Source organism: Paractinoplanes globisporus DSM 43857 (assembly GCF_000379645.1).
GTDB lineage: Bacteria > Actinomycetota > Actinomycetes > Mycobacteriales > Micromonosporaceae > Actinoplanes > Actinoplanes globisporus.
In genome coordinates, this window is the sequence record NZ_KB903339.1 from 135,929 (window position 1) to 155,124 (window position 19,196).

At 72.6% G+C, this 19,196-nt stretch carries 7 protein-coding genes; 3 read left to right on the forward strand and 4 right to left on the reverse strand.

The features are described from left to right. Together A3CQ_RS56015 and A3CQ_RS56020 are read right to left on the reverse strand one after the other, a co-directional pair. Window positions 1-9,003, reverse strand: a complete 9,003-nt coding sequence (locus A3CQ_RS56015) for a Tc toxin subunit A-related protein (protein ID WP_020517113.1) — start codon at window positions 9,001-9,003, stop codon at window positions 1-3. 18 nt (window positions 9,004-9,021) lie between these two features. Next, on the reverse strand, window positions 9,022-16,032 hold the full coding sequence (locus tag A3CQ_RS56020) for a SpvB/TcaC N-terminal domain-containing protein (protein WP_084699474.1): 7,011 nt from the start codon (window positions 16,030-16,032) through the stop codon (window positions 9,022-9,024). Window positions 16,033-16,178: 146 nt separating this feature from the next. Here A3CQ_RS56020 and A3CQ_RS56025 point away from each other — a divergent pair, with 146 nt between their 5' ends. Further along, entirely contained in the window at window positions 16,179-16,730 is a 552-nt protein-coding gene (locus A3CQ_RS56025) for a GNAT family N-acetyltransferase (protein WP_051115528.1), read from the forward strand. Between the two features lie 65 nt (window positions 16,731-16,795). Continuing rightward, window positions 16,796-17,248 carry a DUF7144 family membrane protein gene (locus A3CQ_RS0142755; RefSeq protein WP_020517115.1) on the forward strand — a complete coding sequence of 151 codons (453 nt, stop codon included), beginning with the start codon at window positions 16,796-16,798 and terminating at the stop codon, window positions 17,246-17,248. On the opposite strand, the gene A3CQ_RS59840 is transcribed toward A3CQ_RS0142755, so the two are convergent. Continuing rightward, entirely contained in the window at window positions 17,175-17,783 is a 609-nt protein-coding gene (locus tag A3CQ_RS59840) for an MFS transporter (protein ID WP_211216789.1), read from the reverse strand. The two genes, A3CQ_RS0142755 and A3CQ_RS59840, sit on opposite strands and share 74 nt — an antisense overlap. A gap of 152 nt (window positions 17,784-17,935) precedes the next feature. On the opposite strand from A3CQ_RS59840, the gene A3CQ_RS0142770 reads away from it, so the two are divergent. After that, entirely contained in the window at window positions 17,936-18,484 is a 549-nt protein-coding gene (locus A3CQ_RS0142770) for a GNAT family N-acetyltransferase (RefSeq protein WP_245577605.1), read from the forward strand. Here the strand turns inward: A3CQ_RS0142770 and A3CQ_RS0142775 are convergent. After that, the gene (locus A3CQ_RS0142775) at window positions 18,462-19,175 is read right to left on the reverse strand and encodes an arylamine N-acetyltransferase family protein (RefSeq protein ID WP_245577606.1); all 714 of its coding nucleotides are present in this window, start codon (window positions 19,173-19,175) and stop codon (window positions 18,462-18,464) included. The two genes, A3CQ_RS0142770 and A3CQ_RS0142775, sit on opposite strands and share 23 nt — an antisense overlap. Window positions 19,176-19,196 lie beyond the last annotated feature (21 nt).

A 19,196-nucleotide genomic window follows, 5' to 3' on the forward strand; every position in this document is an offset into this window, starting at 1 on the left:
TCAGGCGACCTTGTACTGCACCACCAGCAGCAGGTCGGTGACCGCGTCCGGGTTGAGCTTCCCCTCGTCGGTACGCAGCTCGGGCGCGAGCGCGGCCACGTCGGCGGCCCGCACAGTGAACACCCAGTCCGCCGCCGCGCGCTCGATCGAGCCGGTCAGCGCCACCGTCGCGTTCGGGGTGCCGTCGTACGAGCCGGCCGCGCTCGCCAGCGTCACCGTCGCCTGCTGGCCGCCCACGCCCGGCGTCCGGCCCGTGATCGGCAGCGGCGTGCCCGTGGCGTACGCGTCCCGATAGGTCCTTCCGGTGTCCGGCGAGGCCGCGTCGCGCAGCACGAGCAGGAGATGCACCTTGCTCGCGGTCAGCCGACGGCCGTGGAAGAGGTACGGGAACACGTCGCCGGACAGCGGCACCCGCAGGACGTGGTCGGCCGCGGCCGCCGGGTACAGGAACGCGTTCCACTGCGGGTTGAACGCCGTGCGCGCGCTGAAGCACTGCAACTGCCCGCGCTCGCCGTCGTGGCGCACCCAGGCGTTGACCGCGTCGCGCAGCTCGGTCGTGACCGCGCCGGCGAGGGACGGCCCACCGTCGCGCGCGGTGTACTGCACGGTGATGACGACGTCGGTGAGCGAGTCCAGCTCCAGCTGCGGGTACTGCTTCGCGATCGCCAGGTGCCACTCGCCGGCCGCGCCCGAGCCCTCGAACGGCAGGTACCGGTCGTCGCGCTGAACGGCGTCGAAGAGGCCCTGCTCCTGTCCGGTGCTGGTGACCACGGTCTGCACCGAACCGGTGAAGTCGCGGAACCGCGGGTCGTTGTCCTGCCGGGCGTACTTTCCCTTGAACAGCCGCGGCTCCTGCCGGATCGAGCTGCGCACCAGCGTCGCCGTGCAGTGCAGATCGGCGTGCGAGCCGGCCACGCAGGCCAGGGTGAACCCGGCCGTGCGGATCCGGCGCAGGTAGTGCCCGGGGCAGTCGAGGTCGTAGAGCGCCTCGGGCAGGGTGACGAAGCACTCGCCGGTGGTCCGCAGCCGCAGCAGCGCCTCCGGGTCGACCTGGGCGAGCGAGATGTGCTTGACCAGCTCCAACTCCCGGCGGTTGCGCTCGAGGTGCGCGGCCTCCATCCGCTTGAGGTCGGCGTGCAGCCGCTCGCCGGCCAGCAGGCCCTGGCGCAGGCCGTCCCAGTGGCCGAAGCGCACGAACGTCGCGTCCGGGTCGGCCAGCTCGTGCCGGTACGCCTGCTCGGCCCGCTTGGCGACGTCGTAGGCCAGCTCGTACGCGGCGAAGTACATCGCGGACAGCTGGGCGACCATCCACTCGTACAGCTCGTGGTTGGTGAACTTGTCCCGCAGGTACGCGTCGGCGTCGCGCGCGTTGGCGATCTGCAGATCGTGGTTCTCGACCTCGCGCTCGGCGAGCTCCAGCCGGATCCGGGCCGCCTCGTAGGTCCGGTCGAGCTGCGCCTTGTCCTTGGTCGCCTGCTGGGCCTGGAACTGCCAGTCCTCGGCGCGGCGCTGGTAGCCGCCGACCGTCGCGGCCAGCGAGCCGGCCGCGTTGCGGGCGTTGGCCAGCATCCCGAGCGAGCTGGCGAAGCCGCGCAGGGCGTCGCCGAGGTTGCTGCCGCCGAAGCTGGCGCCGAACGTGGTCGGCACGCCGAGTTTCAGCTCGGGCATGAGCCGGACGATGGTCACCATCATGTCCAGCGCCGCCGACGCGTCCTGCAGGATCGTGGCCTCGGCGCTGAGCAGGGTGTGCGCGGTCTCGCCCACGTTCATGAAGGCACGGCTGCTGTAGTACTCGTAGCGGTGCTGGGCGAGGTCGCGGGAGCGGTCGACCGCGGTGAGCGTCTCGGTGGCCTCGCGGACCTGGCCGGTGCGCACGTCGCGGGCGGCCTCGAGGACGCTCAGCTCGTGGCCGGAGCGCAGTTGCGCCAGGGCCTCCGCGTCGCGCTTCTCCATGGCCGACAGCAGGGCACTGCCGAGGGACCGCAGCTCGCCGGTGAGCTCGGTCGCCTTCGCCGCCGTCGGGACGAAACGGGTCAGCGGCACCGGCGTGTTGACCTCGCGCAGCGCGCTGTCCAGGTCGAGGCCGGCGGCGGCCGCCCGGATCAGCAGCATCGGGTCGATCGGCGGCGCGAACAGGGCGAGCTGCCGTTCGACGCCGGCGATGTTGCGGCAGTGCCGGATGTTGAACAGCCGCTCGGCCACCGTGTCCCAGTACCCGAGCAGCTTGTCGTTGCGGGGCAGGCAGAAGTACAGCGACCAGGCGAGGGTCGGCATCGGCGCGGCGGCGGCCGCGCGTACCGGATCGTCGCCGGGGTCGGGCAGCAGCAGCTCGATGTCGTCGAGAACCTCGGTGAGCTGCTCGACGGAGGCGCTGAGCTCGCGGTAGCTCTGCGGCGGCGCGGTGTCGCCGCGGTCGACCTCCTCGGGGCGGCGGCCGAGCAGCTCGGCGGCGAGCACGTACAGCTGGGCGGCGGCGTTCACCGACTCCATCGTGTCCTGCCGGTACAGCTGGTCGCCCCAGGCGATGAGGTTGTCGAGGTACATCATGACGACGGACTTCTGGTACGCGGTCGTGCGGGCGCGGGCCACCACGTGCGGCTGGTACGGGTGGTCACGCCAGTCCTCCCAGGCGTGGCGCAGCTCGGTGTCGGCGGTGCCGTCGGCCAGGTGGCGCAGCAGCGACTCGATCCGCTGCTGCTGGTAACCGGCGGCGGACGTCTCGAAGAAGGGCTTGGTGCGCCAGTAGCGCTGCGGCGCGGCGTACGAGGAACGGTCGGTCGGGTCGAAAATGGTGTGGAACCACTGCTGGGCCTCGGCGAACCGCTGCTCGGCGGAGAGACGCGTGGCGAGCAGCAGTGGCGCGTGGAAGAACAGCTCCCAGTTGTAGTCGCCGTACGAGCTGGCCGGCGCGAAGTCGACGATCTCCGGCGGGTACGGCTCGGCGACGATGCACGGCAGCGGGTTGTACCGGTACTGGAAGTCGTTGTTGTCCTGGTCCGGCGGCAGATAGAACTGCGGGAACGTCTGCAGCTCTCGGTCGTAGAGCCCGGCCGGCCCGAACCGGTTGACCTGGCTGACGAAGACATCGACGTACGGGTGGTAGAGCGGCGTGAAGCGCACCGGGGTGAGCGTGGTGTCGTCCCGGACGGCCGCGCTCATGCTGCTGACCGGGGCCGGCGTCGGCACGGCCGGCAGTGGCATGAGGGCGCGCGAGGCCCCGGCCCGCACCAGCGGCCGGAAGCGGGCGTGCAGATCCTCGGCGGCGCCCGGCACCAGCGTGCGGACGCTGCGCAGCATGGCGCCCTGGGGCAGGGCCGGGGTCAGCAGGTAGCAGCGGGCCGCGTCGGTGAAGAACATCGCGAGGTTGGTCCACGTGTCCGTGTACTGGTGCGGGTAGAGCAGCCGGAACGGCTGCGCGCCGGGCGTGGCGTGGAACGCGGGATAACTGATGGCGTCCGAGGCGGGGTGGGAGGGGTCGGGCAGGTACAGCGTCTGCAGCCCGGTGTCGCCGAGCTTCTCGACGAACTCGTTGTTGTTCGTGAAGGTGCGCTTCGGCGGCGCCACGTACCGCTCGGCGACCTCGGCGTCGGTCGGGTTCACGCGAAGGCTGATCGGCTCGGCGATCGCGGCGCCGGCCCGGGGGCTGAGCTGGAAGCCGCCCCAGGCCATGAACCGGACGTCGGGGTTGGGCTGCTGCACGCTGTTCCAGGTCACCCAGACCTTCAGCTCACCGCTGTAGCCGATCAGCTGCGGGCGCAGGATCAGCTCGGCGGCCGGCACGACGAAGGTGAAGTCGAGGACGAAGATCCGCTGGCGGATCAGCGTGCTGAGCGTGTCCTTGGCGATCCGCTTGGGCTGCCAGCGCCCGTTGCGGTACTGGCTCCAGTGCAGCCGGATCTCCTGGTACTTCAGCGGTTCCGGCATCGGGGTGTCGCCCTGGGGCATCTTGATCGACGGCGGAACGGTCTTGTCCAGGAACGTGACCCAGAACAGATGCGGGCGGCGGTTCCAGACGACCGGCATCAGCGTGTCGCCCTCGATGTCGAGGTCGATCTTCTCCCACGGGGTCCACCGGGTGCGGTTCTCCCAGGTGCGGTAGTAGTAGACGTACGGGGTCGACTCGGTGCGGGCCACGACGTGCAGCCGCTCCACGGTCTCGCCGCCCTCGGTGTCCAGCTCGTGGTAGCTGCCGCACGGCTGAAGGCGGGCCACGTCGTCGAGCTTCTCCAGGTAGTGCAGCAGCGCCGTCTCGACGTTGTCCGGGGTGATCTCCTTCTGCCGCAGCTCGTTCTCCAGCTCCACGAAGAACGGTGTCTTGTTGTCGCGCACCTCCGGCACCAGGTAGTTCTCCGGGTACAGCCACACCTTCTGGTTGGCCTCCCACTCCCGGAACCGGCTGCGCCAGCGCCACTCGGCCCAGGCGTCGTCCTCGGCCGCGTCGACCGAGACGGACGGCTCGATGTTGAGCAGGCAGCGCTGCACGAACAGCTGGAGGCTGCTGTGCGCCTGCACGATCCGGCTGGTGAGCTGGCAGGGCGCCATCTCGACATCGATCAGCAGGTACGCGTAGAGGCCGTTCGAGTCGAGCCAGAGAGCGTTGCCGGCCGCGTCGCGCAGCGGGTTGGCGACGAGGTAGGCGACCAGCGCGGCCCGCTGCCGTTCCCGGAGCCCGTCGCGGAGGTCGCCGGCCAGCGGCAGCCACTCCTGAAGCTCGTGCTTCGCCTTCGCCGCCGACCAGGCCGCGTCGGCCGCCGCCCGGTCCGGTTCGGCGACGGTCCAGGTCGCGGCTCGCTCGGCCGTGACACCCAGGGTCTTGGTGAGAGTGAGGCAATTGAGGATCCGGGTCAGCAGCCGCTCGTCGCGCAGGTCGTCGGGCAGGGTCGCGCCGGTGGTGAGGAACGTGAGGTCGGCCGGGTCCCAGCCGGTCAGCGTGGCCAGCCGGTCCAGCAGCTGCGGGCCGGTCGCCGGCCAGATCTGGGTCAGAGTCCGGGCGCCCCCGGGGATCCCGTCGCGGAGCCGGACGGCGGCGAGCAGGCGGAGGAACGGTTCGAACAGCGGCTGGCCGGTGGGCGCGGCGTTGAGGTCGAGCCAGCCGGCGCCGGCGGCGTCCTCGAACACCCAGGACAGCTGGTCGCCGGTGAGCCGGAGCCGGAGCAGCACGAGCGCGGCCCGGTGCACGGCGGCGAGATCGGTGAACTGGCCGGGGAACGAGCGGCGGGTCACGGCCACGGCCGGGTCGCTGGCGACGAAGTCCCCGGCCAGCAGATCTAGCCCGGTCAGCCGCCGCCAGACCAGGTCGGCGGCCGTCGCCGGGTCGAGTCCGGTGGCCTGGACGACCTTCTGGGTGACGGCGGCCTCGCTCTGCCGCCGGCGCACGAACGGCAGGACCCGGTCGAGCACCACGGCGAACCGGTCGGCGGGCGGCCGGTCGGCGTCGAAGAGCGCGGACGCGCCGGCCGCGTCGAGCAGCTCGTTGCCGGCCGCCGGCGGTTTCTCCTGCTCGGCCAGCAGCGCGTCCACGGCCGGGCCGTACACGCCGCCGGCGGGCAGGCTGTCCCGCAGCGCCTCGGCCTGCGCGCCGGTGAGATAGCCGCGGCTGCGCAACTCGCCGCGGTCGGCGTCGTGGAACACGACGCCGGCGACCCCGGCCGGGAACGTGTACCCGGCCGGCAGCGCGGCGAGCGGGGCGGCGCTGATCGGGATCACCAGGGCCTTCATCCGGCGGGCCACGAACAGTCGCGGCGCGTCGAACAGAGCCTGGACGGCGGCGCGATACGCGCCGTCGGCGCTGAGGGCGGTGAGGGCGTCGCGCTGTGCGATGGTCATCGGGCCGGTGAACGAGAGCAGGCCGGCGGTCTCGTCGAAGCGGACCCGCGCGGCGAGGTCGGCCGGGAACCGCAGGCCGCCGGGCAGGGCGGCGAGCGGCGCGGTGGCCGTGCTGGTGCCGAGCAGGGTCGCGACCGCCTCCTCGACCAGCGGCGCCGCCCAGCCGAGCGACGCGAGCTGCTTGCGGGTGCGGTCGCCGCGCTCGTCGGGGCCGGCCGCGGTGTCCCGGGCGATGCCCTGCAGCACCGCCCGCAGCTCGGTGAGCGTCCCGCCGAGCTCCTCGTCGGACGGCGGGTCGCCGCCGGTGAGCACGCCCTCGGTCTCGGCGACCGACAGGCCGGCCTGCTGCAGGGCATCCACCACCGCGACGAAGCGCAGCGTTGTCGCCGGTGCGCCGGGCCCGGCCGCGGGGAAGGGCGTGAGCCCGGACAGGGCCATCAGCCGCAGCAGGTCGGAGACGGGCAGGTCGAGCGCGCGGGCGAGGTCGACCGTGCGCACGAGGGCGGAGAGGTTCGCGAGGTCGGCCGCCCCACCCGGCGCGAGGGCGGCACGCAGGGCGGCGAGCTCGGCGTCGGTCACGCCGAGTACGGCGAGCACCGAGGCGCTTGTCGCCGGGTCGCCGAGGTCGCCGACCACCTCCAGCTCGGTGCGATCGGGCTCGTGCAGGGCGAACGGCGACGGCGTGCCGGGCACCGGCGTCACGACGCTCGGGTCCAGGAACAGCCGGTCGTAGCGGGAAAGGTCGCCGTACCCGGCGTACGTGTCGAGCGGCGCGTAGAAGCCCAGGATCACGTCGAGGCCGACGCCGAGGCGGTCCATGAGCTGCCGGAGGCCGGCGAGCGCGTGGATGGTGCCCTTGTCGATCCGCCCCGGTGTGAGGACGGCGATCGTGCGGTCGAGGTCGGCGGCCGGCCGGCCGAGGTCGCGCTGCAGCCGGACGAAGCGGTGCAGCCGTTCCAGCACCGCCGCGTTGAGCGCGGGCACGACCATCTCGGTCGTGTCGCACGGGTGTTCCTCGTCCTCCGTCTCGATGGTCAGCAGGGCGCAGGCGTTGAGGAACCGCATCCGGAACAGCTCGGCCAGCCCGGCGTAGGTCAGCCGGCCGGCGTCGAGCAGCGCACGGACCCGGCGCATCTCGGCGACCAGGGCCGCGTCGGTGGTGGCGGCCGGGCGGCCGTAGAACTCGGCGAGCGTGCGGGCCGGCTGCAGGGCCTCGCCTGCGATGATCTTGCGCCGGGTCAGGGACAGGCCGAGCCGCTCGTTGTCGTCGGCGACGCCGAAGGCCGCCATCAGGCCGGCCCGGTCCACGCCGAGGTGGCCCAGGAACGCGCGCACCTGGACGGTCCACAGGTCGAACGGGAGCAGCCACGGGTACACCGCGCCGCGCAGCACGTCGTACGCGCCGGGGTTGATGTGCTGCGGCTGGGCCCGCAGCTCCGGCGTCGGACCGCAGGTCTGCCGCTCGGCGGGCGGCACGGCGGTGGCCGGCGCGATGAGGCTCTCCAGCAGCTCGGCGGCCAGATCGGCGTACGGCAGCTGAATGTTGGTGTTGTCGCAGGTGAGCTTGATGTCGCGCAGGTCGTCCCGGCGCTCGTACAGCACGGCGCTGACCGGGCGGCCGTCCCGGGCGCGCCGCTCGCCGAGCCAGGACAGCTGGTCGGCCAGGTACGCGGCCGGGCTGTACACCGTGCGGCACGAGCTGCACGCGCAGAAGTCGGCCGCGCCGAAGAGCCGTTCCCAGTTCGGGATCCGGTCGGCGACGGCGGCCGCCTGGACCGGGGCCGGCAGCCACGGCACCGGCAGCGAGTTGTAGCTGTGCAGTTCACCGTGGACAGTCAGCGCCTCGGTGTGGGTGCGCTGGGCCCGCTCGAACACCTGCCGGGCGCGTGCCTCCCCCAGGACGGGACCGTGCGCGCGGACGAAGGCGGTGCGGCCGGTGCGGGCGATGGCCCGCGACGAGCCGAGACCGGCGTCCCGCAGCACCTGCACCGCGTCGGCGTCGGGCGCGACGCGGAAGAGGCGCTGGAGGTCGCCGACGTCCCGCTGGATCTCGGCCGGCTCGTCCGCGCCGACCTGGGAGGTGCGCAGGTCGAAGTCCGGGTTCGCGCGCAGGAAGTCGGCGACCGGCGAGTCGCCCAGCCGCCGGGCGAAGACCCGGGCCGGGTAGGCGTCGGCGAGGATGGCCGCCGTCGTGCGGGCGTAGCGCTCGTCGTCCTTGCCGCCGGCCTCGACGGTCAGGTCCCGCCAGTCCTGGACGGACAGGTCGGCCAGGTCACCCATTTTCGTGTACGTGCCGTCGTCGAAGCGGTCGAGCAGGAGCCGCACGAGCGGCGGCCGCTGGGCGGTCAGCGACGCCAGCCGCAGGGCGAGCCGCAGCCGGTCGGCGTCCGGTTCGTCGCCGTGCTCGGTCCAGAACTCGTCGGCGTTGCCGCGGTGGTCGAGGTACGCCTCGTACCAGTGCCGCCGGTCGTCGCGGTCCGGGATCGCGGCCGCGAAGATCTCCAGCAGCGGGTCGTCGTCCGCGTCGACGACCGCGTCCACGTGCTCGTCGCGCAGCCGCGTCACGAAGTCGTCGACCTGGTCGGCGTCCAGGTGCGGGACGGTGCCGGCGGCGGACGCCGCGGCGAGCGCCTCCCGCAGCGCCGCGGCCGGCTGCTGGGCCAGCGCGGCCGCCCGGGCCGGCAGGCCCTGCCCCAGCAGGCCGAAGAACGGCGCGGCCGGCAGGCCGGTCGACGCGGCGAGACGCTCGGCGGCGGCCAGGCGCTCGACCTCCCCCAGCTCGGCCTGGGCGCCCGCGGCCACGAAAGCGAGCGGGGCGTCCGAGAGGTCGAGGCCGTCGAGCATCGGCGCGACCCGCGCGCCGAGCCGGTCGAACTCGCTGCCCGGCGGCTGGGGCAACGTCAGGTCGACCTGCTCGGCCACGCCCGCGCCGAACAGCACCGCGGACTCGATGGTGGCGTCCTCTCCCGCCGCGCGGACGACGAGGTTGACCCGGTCCGAGGGGAGCTCCATCGAGTACGCCAGCGAGTAGCGGCCGGACGGATCCGTGGTCGCCGTCTTCAGGGGCGTGTCGCCGCTGACCGTGCGATGCACGGCGGTCACGGTGATGCCCGCGGCGGGGCCGGCCGGGGACGTGACGGTCCCGGCGACACTGCGGTGGGAGTGCTTCTCGGTCATGGCGCGACCCTCCGCGGGCTATTTGGCGGGCTTCTTCGGCTTCTTCGGTATCGGCGGCGGGTTCTTCGGATCCCAGCCGGTGCTGGGCGGCGCGGCGTCGACCGTCCCCTTGGGCCAGTCGTAGATCCGCTCGAGGAGCCGGGCGGTGCGCATCTCGACCGGGATGCCCCCGAGGTCGACGCCCGGGCGCTCGATCGAGATGCCCTTGCTCTCCGCGGTGTTGCTGGCGATCTGGTTGAACTCGGTGTCCTCGATGAAAAGCTTCTCCGCCGCTCCGGAGTGCAGGCTCGTGGCGTGTCCCATCTGGATGCTCGGCTTGTCCCACTCGCCCATCACGCCGCTGTAGAACTTCTCCGTCACCGGGTCGACCAGCGGCGCGAGGATGTGCCCGGGCGTGCGGGCGATGAGCCGGCCCATCTTCGCGCGCGTGGTCGCGTTGAACGCGCGCTTGTTGGCCTTGGCCGTCGACTTCTTGGCCGTCTGGGGCTTGGCCTTGGCCTTGGCATCCGGTTTCGCCTCGGGCTTGGCGTCCGGCTTGGCCGCCGGCGTGGCGGCGGGGGTGGCCGTGGCGTGGTGGTCGTCGTCCTCGGCGGGACCGGTGACGCCGGGCAGGCTTCCTGTGTTGCGATAGAGCAGGTACTGCTCGTAGGTGATCTGGCCGTTGCGGAACATGCTGTCGAGTTGCCGGTCGAGCATCTCCTTGGCCTGCTCGGCCCGTTTCCTGGCGGCGTCGAGCTCCTTGTTCGCCTCGTGCAGCCGGTAGAGCAGGACGCCGGTGATCGCGACGGCGAGAACCACGGCGATACCGACGATGACCGGCCCCCCAGCCACGGCGGCGGTCCCGCCCGCCGCGGTGGCGCCTCCGCCCGCCGCGCCGCCGGCCGCCGCCGCACCCTCGGCCGCCCCCGGCAGGACCACCCGGACCGCCTGCAGGAACAGTCCGGACGGGTCGGAGAGGCGGCCGTCCGGGTCGACGTGACAGGTCGGCGCCGCGCCCACGAACAGGTAGAGGTTCGGCGAGTCGGCCGCTCCCGACGGGTCGCAGCTGGTCCACCGGCCGAGCCAGGGCGCGTAGTACCGGGCCCCGAACGAGTCCAGCCCCGACTCCTCGTCGCGCTCCTTCGCCGTGTACCGGTACCGCTTGGGCGGGGTGGTCCGCTTCGGTGTCGCCTGGTACGCGGTCGCGCCGTATGGGTAGTACTCCTCGTACGAGACGACCTCGGCCGCCTCGCCCAGTTCGAGGGACACCGAGCCGAGGTGGTCGCCGAGCTGGTAGCGGACCGCGCGGACCGGGCTGCCGTCGTCGGTGCCGGTCCGCCGCTCGATCAGCGCGACCCGCTGCTCGCCGAGCATCACGTGCACGGTCTCCCGCTGCACGCCGGGCGTGGTGCCGTTGCCGCCGTACTCGGTGTAGATCTCCCACAGTCCCAGGTAGACGCGGCGGTTGCGGCGGGTGGCGTTCTGCCCGGGAGCGGCCTGCCGGTCGGTGACCTTCTGCACGCGCTGACCCGCGGCGTCGTACGTGTAATAGGTCATCTCCGGGGTGCCGGAGGTGACCACCTGCCGGGTGGTGGCGCTGAGCCGGTCGGCGTGGTCCCAGCGCAGTTCGGGCAGGTGCGGCAGCCGGACGATGTTGCCGTGCGGGTCGTGACCGACCGGTTCCGCCGCCCCGCCGCCGGTGCGGGTGCCGCTGAGCCGGTTGCTGTGCCTGCCGTCGAGCGGGCTCGCCTCGGCATAGGTCCAGGCACGGGTCCAGCCGGGGTCGGCCGGGTCGGAGCCGAGATGGACGAGGCCGGACAGGTTCCCGGCGAGGTCGTAGTCGTAGCTTTCCACGTACCGCCCGACGCCGTCGCCGTCCCGGATCTGCGGGAGCCCGATCGGCGGCGCCGGCGCGCGCGGGTTCCCGGCGGCGTCCCAGCCGAGGTGCTCCCGCCCGGTCGCCTCGACCAGCCGATAGAGCGCGTCGTAGACGTAGTCGGCGTCCGCGGTCACCCGCACGTTGTTGCGGTAGACCGGATGCTGCGCCGCGTCGCCGACGTGGGTCACGTTGCCGGCCGGGTCGTACACGTAGCTGAGGTCCTGCACCTGCCCGGTCCGTAGCGTGCGCAGCCGGAAGGTCTCCGGGTCGTATCCGTACGTGGTCTGCGCGCCGTTGCCGAGCACGAGCAGGGTGCGGCGCCCCTTCGGGTCGTAGGCGACCCGCTGCACGACGGTGGTGGGCCCGGCGGTCACCAGCTCGGGCAGGCCCGCCTCGTTGTACGCGGTGGTGATGACGGTGCCGTCGGGCGTCGTGGTGGTCCTCGGCCGGTTCACCGCGTCGTACGTGACCGTGGTCCAGCGGGTGGCGGTCTCCAGCGGCACGGCGCCCGACCAGTCGAGCTGCCGCGAGTACCCGGTGGCGAGGCGGCGGCCGCTGCGTTCGAGGTTGCCCTTGAAGTCGTACCGCTCGTCGGTGAGCACGCCGGCGCCGTCCTCGACCTGGTGGACCCGCCCGCGCAGGTTCTTGTCGAGGGCGTCGGCCCGCGTCTCGCCGTAGGTGATGCGCTCGACCAGGGCGCTCCCGACCCGCACCTCGAGGGGCCGGCGCAGCTCGTCGTACCGGGTGTAGCGCAGGTGGCCGCGGCTGTCGCGCTCCAGCACCGGCTTGCCGTCGGCGTCGGGCAGCAGGCGGCGCTCGCCGGCCTCCATGCTGCGGTGCCGGACCGCCCGGCCGGCCAGGTCGTAGGTGGTGCTCGCGACGATGCGCTCGCCCTCGAGCTCGATCCGCGTGTCGTACAGCGCCAGCTGCCGGCCCTCGACGTCGAGCTCCATCCGGGTCGGATGCCACCGGTCGGTGAGGGTGCCGTTGCGGCGCACCCGGTTGTGCCCGACGGCGTAGACCGTCCGGCCGAGCGGGTCGAGGTACCCGGCGAGGGGTGTCTCGCCGTGGTCGGCGGTCTGCTGGGCGGCGCGCCGCTCGTCCGCGCCGACGTTGGCGAGAGTGCGGCGGGCGTACCAGGTCGGCAGGTACTGCGCCGGCGGCAGGCGGCGGAACTGGGCGCCCACGTCGGGGTCGGTGGCCGGGTCGGCGACCAGCACGGTGTCGTTGGCGTCCCAGTGCTCCTGCCGCCACGGGAAGAAGATCGTCTTGTCGTACGTGTGGTCGGGGCGCAGCGTGGCGACCTGCCGGCCCATCGGGTCGTAACAGAGCAGCGGGCTGACGCCGTCCGCGCGCGCCGGTTCGTAGTGGTGCGTGGCGCTGAAATACGGCTCGTACCGTCGTACCGGCAGACCTTTGTTGTTGAAAATGGTCCAACCTGTGCCGACCCACCGCGGGGGACCACCGGGTGAGGCCGGCTCGGCGCGGGACTTCTGCTGGACCACCCGGCCGAATCCGTCGGAGTAGGCGAAGGCCTGCCCGATGCGGGTGGTGGGCGAATCGGCACGGTGGGTCTCGCGGGACAGGGTGGCGGCGACGACCGGCGACACGGAGAGGTCGTAGACCGTGCGCATGGTCGCCTCGCCCAGCAGCGAGGCCGGGTTCGCGAGGGGCGCCGCGAAGTATGCGGCCAGCACCGCCGGGGAGGGATCGGGATCGACGCCGGTGAGGGTGTCTCCCTTGTGCTCGGTGGTCTTGCCCTGCACCGCGGTGGCGACGACGAGGCCCAGCGCGTCGTAGAGCACGAGGGCCCGGTTGCGGTTCGCGTCGACGACCACGGCCGGCTGCAGCGTGCGGTAGTCGTGCTCGGCGCTCGTGGTGCTGCCGGTCGCGTCCCGGACCTCGGCGATCAGCAGCTGGTGGCGGTCGTGGCCGACCAGGGTCGGGTTGCCGAACTCGTCGACGTACCGGTTCGGCAGGTAGAACGCCGCGGCGTCGTAGTGGACCTCGCCGCCGGACGCCCACCAGCCGGCCTCGCCCGGCACGCGGCGATACCCGGCCTCGGCCAGCATCGCGGCGGTCGCCTCGGGCCCGACCACCGCCGCCTGGTCGTCGGTCAGCATCATCCGGTACGTGGTGAGCGGCAGCCCCCGCACGCCGGCCTCGCCATCGGGCAGCGCGCCGGAGAGGTCGTCGCGCCAGTACTCGGTGCGGGTCGCGCCGAGCGTCCGCTTTTGTACCGCCCCCCTTGCCGCGCGAAGTTCGTCCATTGTGTACCGGTCGCCGTTCGCGGGCGGCGCGACGCCGGTCAGCTCGGCCGTCTCCGAGCGGGCCGTCATCGGCGTGCGGTGCGCGTCGTCCTCGTCGATCGCCCGCGTGTAGCGGTGTTCCGACACCGTGAGCAGGGTGGTGCGTTGCGCTTCGCGGACCGGTTCCGGCAGTGCCGGATCATCGGCCCTTCTCCCGTACGCGACGGAGACGCCCACAACCACATTTCCGTAGTCATCGACGTCGAGCGCGGCCTCGTGCCGGACGCGGGCGCCGGTCGGCGCCCGCTCGTAGGCGTGGTCGACCGTCTCGGCGGGATGGACGAGGAACACGCCGTCGCCACCGGGCCGGGCCGGCTGAAGGCGCACGACCGCGTAGTTGTGCTCGGCCACCGTGTACGGATGCTGCTGGGCCGGGCCGCCGTCGAGGCCGTAGACCTCCTCGCGCAGGACCGAGCCCTTCAGCGCCCGGCAGGCCTGGCGGACCTCGTCGGCGTTCAGGCCCTCCGGCAGAATCGAGTCGCCGAGCGGGGTCGTGGCCGGGTCGGCGTGGTACTCGTGGGCGAAGTGCCGGGAGACGCCGCGCTCGGCCAGGTACGCGCCGGTGTGATACCAGGTCCGGGTCATGGTCGGCGCGACGTCACCCTCGCCGGCGTACGAGTCGGTGTCGTGCTTTTCCACCATGCCGAAGCCGCAGAACTCGCGCTCCACGCCGTCGTAGCGCCCGTGCCGGTACGAGTAGCGGGTCACGAATGTGTTCCCGGTGATCCGGTCGGACACCTCGACCCGCTCCACGAGCTGCACCGGGAACGGCAGCGTGGTCAGCCACGGCCGGCCCGCGGCCCGGTCGGCCAGGGAGAAGCGCGTCGACGGCGCGTAGGTCAGGGTCGTTCGCGCGCCCCGGTTGTTGTCGATGGTCGCGAGCAGGTACGGCTTGCCGCCCATGAGGTCGACGTAGCGCAGCGGCTGCCGCGTGTACCCGGCCAGCGGCGACGACCAGACCAGGCAGGCCGTGCCCTCGCCGAGCAGGTCGGTGACCGTCACCGCGGCGAGGTCGTCCACGGGCGGCAGGCTCGCCACCCGGTGGCCGTCCGCCCAGCCGTTGCCGGACTGGTTGGCGTACCAGTGGACGCCATCGGCGCGCAGGTAGACCAGGTCGGTGGGGCCGCGCCCGTCCACGTCGGCCAGGCGCAGCCGCCGCGGGTCGAACAGGTCGTCGCTCGCCTCGAAGCGCGGCGGGTTCCTCATGGCCACCTCGGCGCCGAACCGGCCGTGGCCCAGGCTCGGCCGGTAGGAGACGGCGCCGTTGCGCACGCGCACGAAATCGGTGAGGCCGTCGCCGGAGAAGTCGGCCAGGAACACGCAGCCCTCGCCGTCGGCGAACACCATCCCCGGCCCCAGCTCCCGGCGTGGCCCTTCAAACCCGGCCTCCCCCAGCGACGGGTACCAGGTGAGGTGGTCGCCGCCGGTGACCAGCACGTCGGCGCGGCCGTCCCCGTCGAGGTCGGCGAATCGCAGGTTCGGGTCCGACCAGTTCAGCGTGGGCAGGGAGGCGAACGGGACGTACGGCCCCCAGCCCTCGCCGTCGTCGTCGCGCTCCGCGAAGCCCGGCGCCGGGCCGCTGAAGTCGACGAGGTCGGGCCGGCCGTCCCCGGCCAGGTCGAGCAGCTGGGTGCCCCGGCCGAACCGGGCCGTGGCCGGCTTGTCGCGCACCGGCTCGGCCGCGCCGAACCGGCCCCCGCCGAGGTTGCGACGCAGGTACCAACCGCCGGCCAGCTCGGTCAGCACGCTCGGCAGGCCCTCGCCGTGCAGGTCGGCCCAGCGGTGCAGGGCGCCGTCCACGTGCGGCGCGTCGGCGGTGTGGACGGTGTCGTCGAGATGTGGCTCGGTGTACCCGAAGGTCAGCGGCGGCACTTCGCGCCGGAGGTAGCCGCCCGCGGTGTCGGGCCGGAAGCCGGCCTGGGTCACCGTGGTGAGCATCGTTCCGGCGGGGTCGGGGCGGTAGCCGAGCTCGATCGAGCGCACCAGGCAGTCGGCGCCCACGGCCGGGTCGTCCGGCACGTGGTGGAAGCCGAGGATCCGCCGGCACAGCCGCTCGGTGCGGATCTCGAAGCCGGCGCGGTAGCTGGAGAACGGGTCGGCCCGGTCCCGCCAGGGCTGCACCGCGGCGGGCGTGGGCGCGTCGTCGTCGTGCTCCCCGTAGTCGAAGACGACCTCGAACATCCGGGGCCCGACCGGGGTGTCGCCGTAGCGGATCCACTTCGGATAGCGGTTGTTCCGCTCGGCCTTGTACCCGTACCGGATGGTGTTGCCCTTGGCGTCGCGGCTGGAGGCGATGAGCCAGCTGAAGATCTGCCCGTCCGGGCCGGCGATCCGCTCGTCCGCGGTGGTGCCGTAGAGGGCGGTGACGTTGTCCCGGTCGATCGTCCGCCAGTGCACGTCGGCGCCGGCCGTCCACCGCTCGATCCGCGCGAACAGGCCCTCGACGCGCGGGCGGTAGCGTTCCACCGTCCAGGTGACGGCCCCGATCTTCCGGGACGCTCTCTCCCGTACGGGAACAAGGTCTTCGGCCCCGCTGAGCAGGAACACGTCGGAGTCCCGCCCGTCCTGGTACTCCGGCACCCGGTGGTCGGTCCGTCGCGTGATCGCCGGCAGCCCGACGCCCCAGCCGAGCCCGAAGAGGCCGTTCCCCGCGGCCGAGTCGTACCGCAGCGCCAGCGTGGGCCCGAACCCGTCCCGCGCCGCGCTGGTGGTCACCGGCACGACGACAGACCCCGTACCCGTGGCCGGATTGACGTCGAAGGTCTCCCCCAGCCCCCGGACGGCGCCCCCGCCCTTGGGAACCGTGATGCCCGGTGGCCGCCCCGCATCACCGGACGGCTGCCCCTCCCCGGGTGTTGCCATGGATCACCTCCACGACCTGCCGCGCGGCGCGTGTGCTAAACCTTCCCGCCCCCGGATGGATCAGCGCGAGGCCGCTGTCCGACATCCGACCCGGCCCCGCGCTTTTGCCCTCATTCGACGGCTCCGGCCGTGTGACACTGGCCGGCATGGTCGTGCTGTGCCCCTTCACCGCGGAGCTGCTGGGGGCCGTGCAGCCCTGGTTCCGCCACCCCGAGGTCGCGCGCCGGCTGGGCGGCCCGGACTGGCCGGCGCAAGAGCTCCGGATGGCCGCGGCCGGCAACGGCATCGGCGAGGTCTTCCGCGGCCGCCGGGTGCTGAGGGTCCACTCGTGGGTGGCGTTCGACGACGCCGGCGCCGCGGTCGCGCACCTCGGCGGCGACGTCTACGACCGCTGGTGCCGCTACACCGAGGGCCCGAGCGGTCCGGTGGTCGACGAGGTCGAGCCCGGCCCGGCCATGGGGATCGCGTACGTGGTCGACCCCCGGCGGTGGCGGCAGGGTTTCGGGGTCGCCGCACTGCGCGCCCTCATGGACGCGCCCGAGGTGGCCGACGTGGTGATCTTCGCGGCCGGCATCGAGCCGGACAACGTGGCGAGCCGGCGCTGCGCGACCGCCGCGGGCTTCGTCGCCGGCAGCGCTGTGCCCGATCGGGAAGGCATCGTCCACTACGTCCGGCGCCGGCAGGTCGGCGCTCACTGAGCTCTTCCGCGGCATCATCCGCCGCGGATGGCGCGCCCGCGGCGGGGTTGTCGCACCATGACGGCATGTCCACGCAGGGTAGTCACGCGACCGGAGGGTCCTCCCCGCAGGCCACCGAGCCGGAACCGACCGCCTGGGTCGGCGTCATCGTGTTCGGCGGACTGATGTTGTTCCTGCTGGGCGTCTTCCATCTGATCCAAGGAATCGTGGCCCTCACCAAGGACACCTTCTACATCGCTCGCGTGGGCGACCTGGTCGTGGCGAAGGACTACACGGCGTGGGGCTGGCTGCACATCGCCCTCGGGGTGCTCGCGCTGGCCGCCGGGATCGGCGTCTTCACGGGCGCTCTCTGGGCCCGGGTGGCCGGAGTGGTGGTCGCCCTGGTCAGCGCGCTGTCCAGCATGCTGTTCATGCCGGCGTACCCGGTCTGGGGAATCATCATGATCACCTTTGACGTCGTGGTGATCTATGCGCTGGTGGCGCACGGGCGCGAGGTGCGCGGGGCCAAGCTGTACTGAGGCTCAGCCGCGAACGCGCGCGGCGGCCGGAGAAGGACTTGGTGAGCTGGTTCTCCATGGCCGCGGAGACGTCCTGCCTGTCCGGCGAGACCGCGACGGCGGCGGCGAAGGCCGTCGCGTAACCGGCCGAGAGCAACGCCCCGCCGAGGTCCCGCTGCCGATCGGCGGTGCCCGACGCCATCCCCGCCCGCTGCACCGGCACCGAGCCGGTCAGCGAGTGCGACGCGGGCGAGCAGCAGGAAAACGCAGCCGACGAGCAGGGTGAACCGGGCCCCGCGCGTCTCGATGAGCCGGGCCGAACAAGGGGACTCTCGCGCTCGGCGGCGCCCGCCTCCAGCGTCGAGTAGCCGAGCACGTTCTGCAGGTACTGCTGGCTCACGAACGCCGAACCCATCAGCGAGCCGAACACGATGATCCCGGCGCACGCCGCCACCCAGAAGACGCGGCGCCCGGCGATGTGCAGGTCATACAGCGGGTTCTTGGCCCGGCGCTGCCGGATGACGAACCCGCCCGTGACATCGATGTTCGCGGGCATGGCGCACCTCCGCCTCCTGGTCTCTCCATCTGCCACCCCACACCACGCCGGGGACCGCCGGCGCCTCATCCGCTGGGCAGGATGCCATTCCGCGCGCCCGAAGATTCAGGAATCGGCCGTACGGCGCAGCTGGGCCCCGGGCCGGCCTCGGCGTGAGCGACGGTCTGCACCATGCAACCAGGCACGACATGAAGTTCTTGATGGTGAATTTCGGGGTGGCGATTCCGGCCGGGCGGGCCGTGCGGATGACTAATGTGTCCGGTGTGCTGCGCTATGAGACGGCCGGTTCCGCGGCGGTGTTGCGGGACTGGCGGCGGATTCACAATCTGGTCATTCCCACGGCGCCGCTGGAGGCCGAGGAGGTCGAGGAGCGGGCCGGGCGTAATCACCTCGAGGTGGCTTATCTGGACGATGTGGCGGTGGGGTGTTCGACGGTGCGGCCGCCGAGCGAGGGGACGGCGGTCGTCATCGCTCGGGTGTTGCCGGAATTTCGGGGGCGTGGGTTCGGGGACGAGATGTACCGGCGGGCCGTGGCCACGGCGCTGGAGCTCGGGGCATTGACGATCGAGACTGTGATTCTGGCGTCCAACGATGACGGGCTTCGATTCGCGGTGCATCGGGGCTTTGCCGAGATCGAGCGGTACACGCTGCCCGGCGACACGATTCCGTTCGTCGAGCTCAGACTGCTCGAGGCAGGGTGAGGCCGAAACGGTCGCGGTAGGCGGTCAGCAGGGCATCGTCGGTGGTGAGTTCCTCCTCGGTGCGGGAATCGCCGGCGGTGGTGATGAGATTCCGGCCGCTGATCGTGATCCGGCCGTCGCCGTCGAGGCGTGAGCAGACCGTCTTCCGGGTGAAATGGGAGTCGGGCGAGGTCGATTGCCACCAACATGTCGGGATGAAGTCGGACAGGTCCCGATGGCGGGACTCGAGGCGGTATTCCGGTTTGCCGTCCTTCAGCACGTCCACGTCACCGTCGGTAGCGGGGACGACGGTGAAGGTGCCGCCGGGGTCGGACTGCGGGGACGGACTGTCGAAGCGCAGCGGATACGTGCTGTGCGCGCCGAACCCGACGTCGACCAGCCAGACGCCGTCCACGAGCAGCGCCATATGGTCGAAGGGCGGGCCGTCGCCGACCCGCGCGCCGAGGCGGGCCACGTCGTGGCCGAGCGCGGAGAGTAGCTGGGCGAACAGGCCGTTCAGCTCGTAGCAGAAGCCGCCGCGACGGCGCGTGACGATCTTGTCGTAGAGGTCACTGTCGGCGAGCGAGATGCGTTCACCCAGGTGGATGCTGAGATTTTCGAAGGGCACCGCGGTCTGGTGCAGCCGGTGCAGGTCGCGCAGCCCGGTCGAGCGGGTCGCGCCGATACGCTCAAGGTAGACGTCCACATTCACGCACACCAGCATCGGCGTCGA